The following is a 7,693-nucleotide window of genomic DNA, read 5'->3' as shown; positions in this document are numbered from 1 at the left end:
TTAGGCTACCTGACACCTAAAAAATATGGTGTACTGGCAGCCTAATCAAGGTGTTTTATATGTGTCTCATATTGCTAGGTCAGTCTAGAATGGACCTCTTTTTTACTACTAACAAAGAAACAGACTGACGTTTGAGTCGTCCGTCTGTCTGCTTTTTGCGTATAATGAGGACAGAATATAGTTCGGAAGTGGAGGAACAACAGTGCGACAGACAGTATATGAATCATTTACGTGGACAAAAGAACAGTTTTATAACCGGTACGTCGAATTGACAACAGGACAAACAGGACATGTCTGGCTTGAAAGTGGGCGCATCGGGTCTTATACGATGGCGGGGATTCGGCCTGTCGGACATGTGCGGACAAAAGACGGGATCACGACCATTACGATTTCCGGTGAACAGGAACAGAGGACGGATGCTCCGTTTATACTCATAGACGAAATCCGTTCCCGGTACGCATCGGCGCGCCCGGCAGGCATGCCGCCGTTTTTTGGTGGATTGGCGGGGTATGTCAGTTATGACGCGGTCCGTTATCTCGAACGTTTGCCTGAACAAGCGGAAGATGACTTGGCGACAGCTGACGTCTCCCTCTATTGGTATGATGAAGTAGCCGTTTTTGACCACCAGACCGAGCAATTATTTGTCGCCGTCACGCGGGAGACCGAAGCAGAAGCACGTCTCGACCTGGCAAAAGAAGTGGCGTCTTGGTGTCAAACAAGTCCGGTCCCGACGTTTCCAACACCGGAGGAAGTCACCGTGCGTCGTGGACGTTCCTTTGAACGAGCGGACTTCGTCCAGGCGGCAGATCGCGTGAAACGATATATTGAAGCCGGGGATGTGTTTCAAGTCAACCTCGCCGTCCGTCAACAGGAACCGTTACGGACGACACCTGCTCATATCTATGATGTCTTGCGAACGGTGAATCCTTCCCCGTATATGGGATACTTCGCGGATCCAGACCTAGTCCTCGTCTCGGCGTCTCCTGAATTGCTCGTCGAAAAAATTGGTGCGTCGCTGGCGACACGTCCGATTGCCGGAACACGACCGCGGGGAAAAGATGAAGAAGAAGATTTAGCTTTAGCGAAAACGTTGCTTGATAATGAAAAGGAACGCGCAGAGCATGTCATGCTTGTCGATCTCGAACGGAACGATTTAGGACGCGTCAGCCGGTATGGATCCGTTCATGTCGACGAACTGATGGTCATCGAAAAATATTCGCATGTCCAACATATCGTCTCGAATGTCCGAGGAGAGATTGCGGACGGGGAAACGGCCAGTAGTGTCCTCGCAGCGATGTTTCCAGGGGGCACGATCACAGGCGCACCTAAAATCCGGACGATGGAGATCATCGAAGAGCTGGAGCCGGTTCGCCGGGGGATCTATACGGGTTCCTTAGGATTCATCAGCTGGGCGGATGATGCGATTTTCAACATCCTGATTCGGACGTTAGTCGCAAAAGACGGGATGGCTTATATTCAGGCTGGTGCCGGCATCGTGACCGATTCAGATTCGGAAAGTGAATATGAAGAATCGCTGAGTAAAGCGAAAGCCCTTTGGGTGGCAAAAGAAATGGCGGAGGAAACGACATGATTGTATTAATCGATAATTATGATTCATTTACGTATAATCTAGTACAGTATTTGGGGGAACTCGGACAAGATATTCGTGTGTTTCGAAATGATGCGATCACGATCGAAGAAATCGAACAGCTTGCCCCTGATCATTTAGTCATCTCACCCGGACCCTGTACCCCAAACGAGGCGGGAATTAGTTTAGAAGCGATCCGTTATTTTGCCGGACGGATTCCGATACTTGGTGTCTGTCTCGGACATCAAGCGATCGGTCAAGTCTTTGGCGGAAAGGTCGTCCGCGCGAAAACGTTGATGCACGGGAAGGTATCCTTACTGTCGCATGACGACTCGTTGATGTTTGCCGGAATCGAACAACAGACACCCGTCACGCGTTATCATTCATTAGTCGTCGAGCGGGAAAGTTTTCCGGACGTCTTGACGATCACGGCAGAAGCAGATGGTGAAATCATGGCACTGCGCCATAAGGACTGGCCGATCGTCGGGGTCCAGTTTCATCCGGAAGCGATTTTGACACGCGATGGGAAACAGATGTTAAAAAACTTTTTGGAGCTGACACACTATGTATCTTTGGCATGATGGACACGTAAAACGAGAAGAAGACATTCGGATCTCGCCGTTTGACCACGGATATTTATATGGGGTGGGTGTATTTGAGACGTTTCGGACTTACGGGGGACACCCCTTTTTATTTGACGATCATATCGAACGACTTCAGATGAGTTGTGCCGCGATTGGGATCAAATTACCGTATGGACGGGATGAGTTGTTAGCGGCAGTGGAAGAACTTTATCGAATACATGAAAAATCGGACGTGTACATTCGGCTGAATGTCTCGGCTGGAGAACGGGAAATCGGGCTCTCGAGTGAACCGTATGCCACACCAACTGTTTTGATGTATGCGAAACCGGTTGGGCCAAGACGGAATTCAGAACGAGCACTGGAGACGATCCGTCTTGCGCGCAGTACACCGGAAACAAATTACCGTCTGAAGTCGCATCACTATATGAACAATCTTGTCGCCAAACGGCAACTGTTTAATCAAGAAGCGGAAGGATTGTTCTTAACCAAAGAAGGATTTATCTGTGAAGGTATCACATCGAATATCTTTTGGCGGTATGGAGACAAGTGGTATACACCACCACTTGAGACAGGGGCCTTAAACGGAATCACCCGCCAATTCCTCATGGAACAGATGCCGGTCGAAGAACGATTGGCCTTGTTGCCCCAATTATCTGAAGCGGATGAAATCCTTTATACGAATTCGATCCAGGAAGCGGTCGCGGTCTCGTCACTTGACGGACGAGCATTTCCGGGTCTTGCAGGACACGGGTATCAGTCAGTGCAGACCTTGTTTGATCAAGCGGTCCAGACGAAATGGTCAAGGAGGGAACGAGAATGACGAAGATTATGGGAATCCTGAACGTGACGCCGGATTCATTTTCCGATGGTGGAAACTATGTGGATGTCGAACAAGCCGTTCGTCATGCGAAACAACTTGTGGCGGATGGGGCGGATGCAATCGATGTCGGCGGCGAATCGACGCGACCCGGTGCGACGTTCGTCTCGGCTCAGGAAGAAATCGAACGTGTCGTGCCGGTCATTCGTCGCTTGAAACGAGAACTGGATGTGTTCGTGTCAATCGATACGTATAAACCGGAAGTAGCGGAAGCGGCAGTCAAAGCGGGTGCGGACATCATCAATGACGTCTGGGGATCGAAGTGGGGCGATTGTTCGATGGTCGATGTCGCAGCGCGGCACAAAGTCCCGATCATCTTGATGCATAACCGTTCAGAACCCCATGGGCCAGATCTGTTAGCAGAAGTACGTGCAGATTTAGAGGATTCGATTCGTTTGGCAAAACAAGCAGGAGTTTCGGAAAATCGGATTTGGCTGGACCCGGGAATCGGCTTCATGAAGACGCATCAAGAAAATTTGTTTTTAATGCGTCATTTGTCAATCACGACCGATTTTGGGTACCCGGTCTTGCTTGGGACGTCACGCAAGTCGATGATTGGTCTGACGCTCGGATTACCCGCTGATCAACGCGTCGAAGGGACGATTGCTACGGTTTGTTACGGCATTCAGCAAGGGTGTGAATGGATGCGGGTCCATGACGTCAAAGCGATTAAACGAGCAGCCGTCATGATGGATACGATGTTGGCAGCGGAACTAGCGGGAGGGGAATGACGATGGATCGAATACAAGTGACCGGTATGCGTTTTTACGGCTACCATGGTGTGTTTGCAGAGGAAACCAAGTTAGGACAACGCTTTAACGTCGATTTATCGATTGGTCTGGATTTATCAAGTGCGGGTAAGACCGATGATTTACGGGAAAGCGTCAATTACGCGGAATTGTACAATGTTACAAAACAGGTCGTCGAAGGGGCACCGTTACAGCTCGTCGAAGCGTTGGCCGAGCGGATCGCAGCGCACGTCCTGTTGCTGGATTCACGAATTCTTGAAACGACGATCAAGGTCATCAAACCCGATCCTCCGATTGCCGGGCACTATGAACATGTCGCTGTTGAAATTCACCGGAAACGAGCGGATGATCAATGAACCGTGCCTACATTGCATTAGGGTCGAACATCGGGGATAAGGCGGGGCATTTACAAGCGGCGATTGATGCCATGCGTTTGCTGCCGACGACCAAAACCGTCCGTCCTTCATCCATCTATGAGACGGCTCCCGTCGGTTATGTCGATCAGGACCTGTTTTATAATATGGTCGTCGAGCTCGAGACGACATTATCGGCAGAAATGTTACTGGAAGAACTCCAACGAATCGAGCAGCAAGAAGGCCGGAAACGTCTCTTTAAAAATGGACCACGGACCCTTGATCTCGATATCGTCTTGTACAACGAAGAGATGATCCAATCGGAAGGGTTGACGGTCCCTCATCCGCGGATGCAAGATCGGGCATTCGTATTAGCCCCGTTACGTGAATTAAATGCATCTCACATTGTGCCGGGAGTAGATCAGACCGTCGGACAGTTGTATGTTGCGTTACCGGAAGCAGAACGAGCTGACGTTAGACGCATCGAGTAGGGAACAGTTTCAGACAGAAGAAGGGATGAGAAGGATGGCAGGTTTTAAAATTGGTGAAGTCGTACTGAATAACCGTGTCATTTTAGCACCGATGGCGGGCGTCTGTAATCCTGCGTTTCGTTTGATTGCAAAAGAATTCGGGGCAGGTCTCGTCTGTGCGGAAATGGTCAGTGATAAAGGAATTCTGTATGAAAATGAACGAACGATGCAGATGTTATATGTCGACGATCGGGAAAAACCGCTTAGTTTACAGATTTATGGCGGTTCAAAGGAAACACTGGTTCAAGCCGCTCAGTATGTCGATGCCAACACGAATGCCGATATCATTGATATCAATATGGGGTGCCCTGTACCGAAAGTGACGAAGTGTGACGCCGGTGCGAAGTGGTTACTTGATCCGGACAAGGTCTACGAGATGGTTCATGCGGTATCGCAAGCGGTCGATAAACCTGTCACGGTCAAGATGCGGACCGGCTGGGACAGTCATCATATTTATTGTGTCGATAATGTCCGCGCGGCGGAAGCCGGTGGTGCGAAGGCCGTCGCCATTCATGGACGAACCCGTTCCCAGAAATATGAAGGGGTAGCGGATTGGAACATCATTGGGGAAGCGAAACGTGCAGTCGGCATTCCGGTCATCGGCAATGGGGATGTTCAAACGCCGCAAGATGCTAAACGAATGATTGATGAAATCGGTGTTGATGGGGTGATGATTGGTCGGGCGGCACTCGGCAATCCTTGGATGTTGTATCAAACAATCCAGTACCTCGAATCGGGCACCCTCCCGGTTGAACCGACAGCACGTGAAAAAATCGATATTTGTCTGTTGCATGCAGCGCGTCTCGTTGCGTTAAAGGGTGAGGCACTTGCCGTCCGTGAGATGCGGACGCATGTCGCATGGTACTTAAAAGGACTAAGTGGGAACGGACAGGTTCGTAAAGCGTTATTTGATATCGATACGCATGCCGGTCTGCAAAGCTTACTCCATCAGTACGTCGAAACGTTGGAAACGAACGCAGTACATGCGTAACAGGTAAAGTATAGTCGGGCTTGCCCGTTTTATGGTACGCTAATGCCATTGAAGATGAGCGAATCGGTTTTTCTAAGAGCTGTCGGTCATACCGGCAGCTTTTTCATCGAAGAAGGTGAAAACCATCGTGAACCATTATAAAAGGAGTGAAGACAGTGAGTCAGGACATGGAAATGAATGATCAAATGCAGGTGCGTCTCGGTAAGATGAATGCCATGCGTGAACAAGGACTTGATCCGTTTGGTGCTCGTTTCGAACGGTCAACGGATACAGCCAGTATTCGTGCCGCTTACGGCGAACACGAAAAAGAAGAATTGGCAGAACTGAAACCGGACGTTGCGATTGCGGGTCGCGTCATGACGACACGCCGTAAAGGGAAAGTTGGCTTTACGAACGTGCAAGATGTAAAAGGCCAAATTCAATTGTATGTGCGTAAAGATGATGTAGGTGAAGAAGCCTATGAAATTTATAAAACATGTGATCTGGGCGATATTGTCGGAATCAGTGGATACGTCTTCAAGACGAACGTCGGTGAATTATCGGTTCACGTCACATCCTTTACATTACTGACAAAAGCACTACGTCCCCTTCCGGATAAATACCACGGACTAAAAGATGTCGAACAGCGTTATCGTCAACGGTATCTCGATTTGATCACGAACAATGAATCACGTGAGACATTCATCGCACGTAGTAAAGTCATTCGTGGCATCCGTCAGTACCTCGATAGTCTCGGATACTTGGAAGTTGAAACACCGATGTTGCATACAATCGCAGGTGGTGCATCAGCACGTCCGTTCATCACACATCACAATGCACTCGATATGACGCTGTATATGCGGATTGCCATCGAATTGCATCTTAAGCGTTTGATCGTCGGTGGGCTGGAGAAGGTCTATGAAATCGGTCGTGTCTTCCGAAATGAAGGAATCTCGACACGTCATAACCCTGAATTCACGATGATCGAGTTGTATGAAGCATACGCGGATTACAATGACATCATGAACTTGACAGAAAACCTGATTGCGCATGTCGCGCAAGAAGTACTTGGCACAACACAAGTCACATATGGTGAAGATGTCATCGATCTGTCTGTCGGATGGAAACGTGCCCATATGGCGGACCTTGTTAAAGAAGCGACAGGTGTTGATTTCTTTGAAGAGATTACAAAAGAACGTGCCCATGAGTTGGCGCATGAACATGGTGTTGAAGTTCAAGCCCATATGACAACTGGACATATCCTCAATGAATTCTTTGAACAAAAGATTGAAGAGTCACTTGTTCAGCCGACATTTGTCTACGGACATCCGGTCGAGATTTCACCGCTTGCGAAGAAAAATCCAGAAGACCCACGTTTCACGGATCGTTTTGAATTGTTTATCGTCCGTCGGGAACATGCGAATGCCTTTACGGAATTGAATGATCCGATTGATCAACGGGAACGTTTCGAAGCCCAGCTTGTTGAAAAAGAAGCAGGGAACGATGAAGCGCATGAAATGGATAATGATTTCATCGAAGCACTTGAGTATGGTATGCCACCAACTGGAGGGCTCGGAATCGGAATCGATCGTCTCGTCATGTTGCTGACGAATGCACCGTCGATCCGTGATGTACTCCTGTTCCCAACGATGCGCCATCAACAAAACTAAGGACTCATCGAAAGTGATTCTCCCCCGTTTTTCTTCATAATAGAAGAAAGCGGGGGGGGTTTGTTAGTGATCAGGTCATCAAAAAACCTTTATCTGATAAGAGGTTTGCTAGAATATCTTTTGGAGAAAACGGGGAAAATAAACTTTTAAATGTTTTTCTAATAAAACACTTGTCTAAACAAAAACTCCATGGTATATTATTTCTTGTGCCGCAAATGGTTGTGACACACCGAAAAAAATATCGAGAAAAGTTATTGACAATCGTGTCGGTGACTTGGTAAGATATTAAAGTCGCTGAAAACGACACGACGAACTTTGAAAACTGAACGATGAGGCAAAAAACGTATCTTCGGATACAAACAATGAATGAAG

The 7,693-nt window shown here is 48.4% G+C and carries 8 protein-coding genes; all 8 read left to right on the top strand.

Features of this window, described 5'->3' with window-relative positions; all coding sequences use genetic code 11:
* The first annotated feature begins 202 nt into the window (after nucleotides 1–202).
* The 8 genes from KNQ13_RS15065 to lysS all read left to right on the top strand — a co-directional run bounded on the left by KNQ13_RS15065 (nucleotide 203) and on the right by lysS (nucleotide 7,321).
* Nucleotides 203–1,591 (top strand): anthranilate synthase component I family protein, encoded by a 1,389-nt coding sequence (locus KNQ13_RS15065; RefSeq protein ID WP_209548517.1) that lies wholly within the window; start codon nucleotides 203–205, stop codon nucleotides 1,589–1,591.
* A complete protein-coding gene (locus tag KNQ13_RS15060) occupies nucleotides 1,588–2,169 on the top strand; it encodes an anthranilate synthase component II (RefSeq protein ID WP_014969115.1) in 582 nt (193 codons plus the stop codon). Before KNQ13_RS15065 ends, KNQ13_RS15060 begins: the two co-directional genes overlap by 4 nt.
* Nucleotides 2,153–2,992 (top strand): aminotransferase class IV, encoded by an 840-nt coding sequence (locus tag KNQ13_RS15055; RefSeq protein WP_026830513.1) that lies wholly within the window; start codon nucleotides 2,153–2,155, stop codon nucleotides 2,990–2,992. Before KNQ13_RS15060 ends, KNQ13_RS15055 begins: the two co-directional genes overlap by 17 nt.
* A complete protein-coding gene (gene folP / locus KNQ13_RS15050; protein WP_014969117.1) occupies nucleotides 2,989–3,780 on the top strand; it encodes a dihydropteroate synthase in 792 nt (263 codons plus the stop codon). Before KNQ13_RS15055 ends, folP begins: the two co-directional genes overlap by 4 nt.
* Nucleotides 3,781–3,782: 2 nt before the next feature.
* Complete coding sequence (folB, locus tag KNQ13_RS15045; RefSeq protein WP_014969118.1) at nucleotides 3,783–4,154, top strand: dihydroneopterin aldolase; 372 nt, start codon at nucleotides 3,783–3,785, stop codon at nucleotides 4,152–4,154.
* Entirely contained in the window at nucleotides 4,151–4,642 is a 492-nt protein-coding gene (gene folK, locus KNQ13_RS15040) for a 2-amino-4-hydroxy-6-hydroxymethyldihydropteridine diphosphokinase (protein WP_026830514.1), read from the top strand. The genes folB and folK overlap by 4 nt, the downstream gene beginning before the upstream one ends.
* Nucleotides 4,643–4,676: 34 nt before the next feature.
* Nucleotides 4,677–5,672, top strand: coding sequence for a tRNA dihydrouridine synthase DusB (dusB, locus tag KNQ13_RS15035; protein WP_026830515.1), 996 nt, complete (start codon nucleotides 4,677–4,679; stop codon nucleotides 5,670–5,672).
* Between the two features lie 167 nt (nucleotides 5,673–5,839).
* Nucleotides 5,840–7,321 (top strand): lysine--tRNA ligase, encoded by a 1,482-nt coding sequence (gene lysS, locus KNQ13_RS15030; RefSeq protein ID WP_193363378.1) that lies wholly within the window; start codon nucleotides 5,840–5,842, stop codon nucleotides 7,319–7,321.
* The last annotated feature ends 372 nt before the right edge of the window (nucleotides 7,322–7,693 follow it).

It is taken from the genome of Exiguobacterium sp. s128, from assembly GCF_018618815.1.
GTDB lineage: Bacteria > Bacillota > Bacilli > Exiguobacteriales > Exiguobacteriaceae > Exiguobacterium_A > Exiguobacterium_A antarcticum.
The sequence above is the reverse complement of the archived record's forward strand: the minus strand, read 5'-3'. Positions and strand labels throughout refer to the sequence as shown.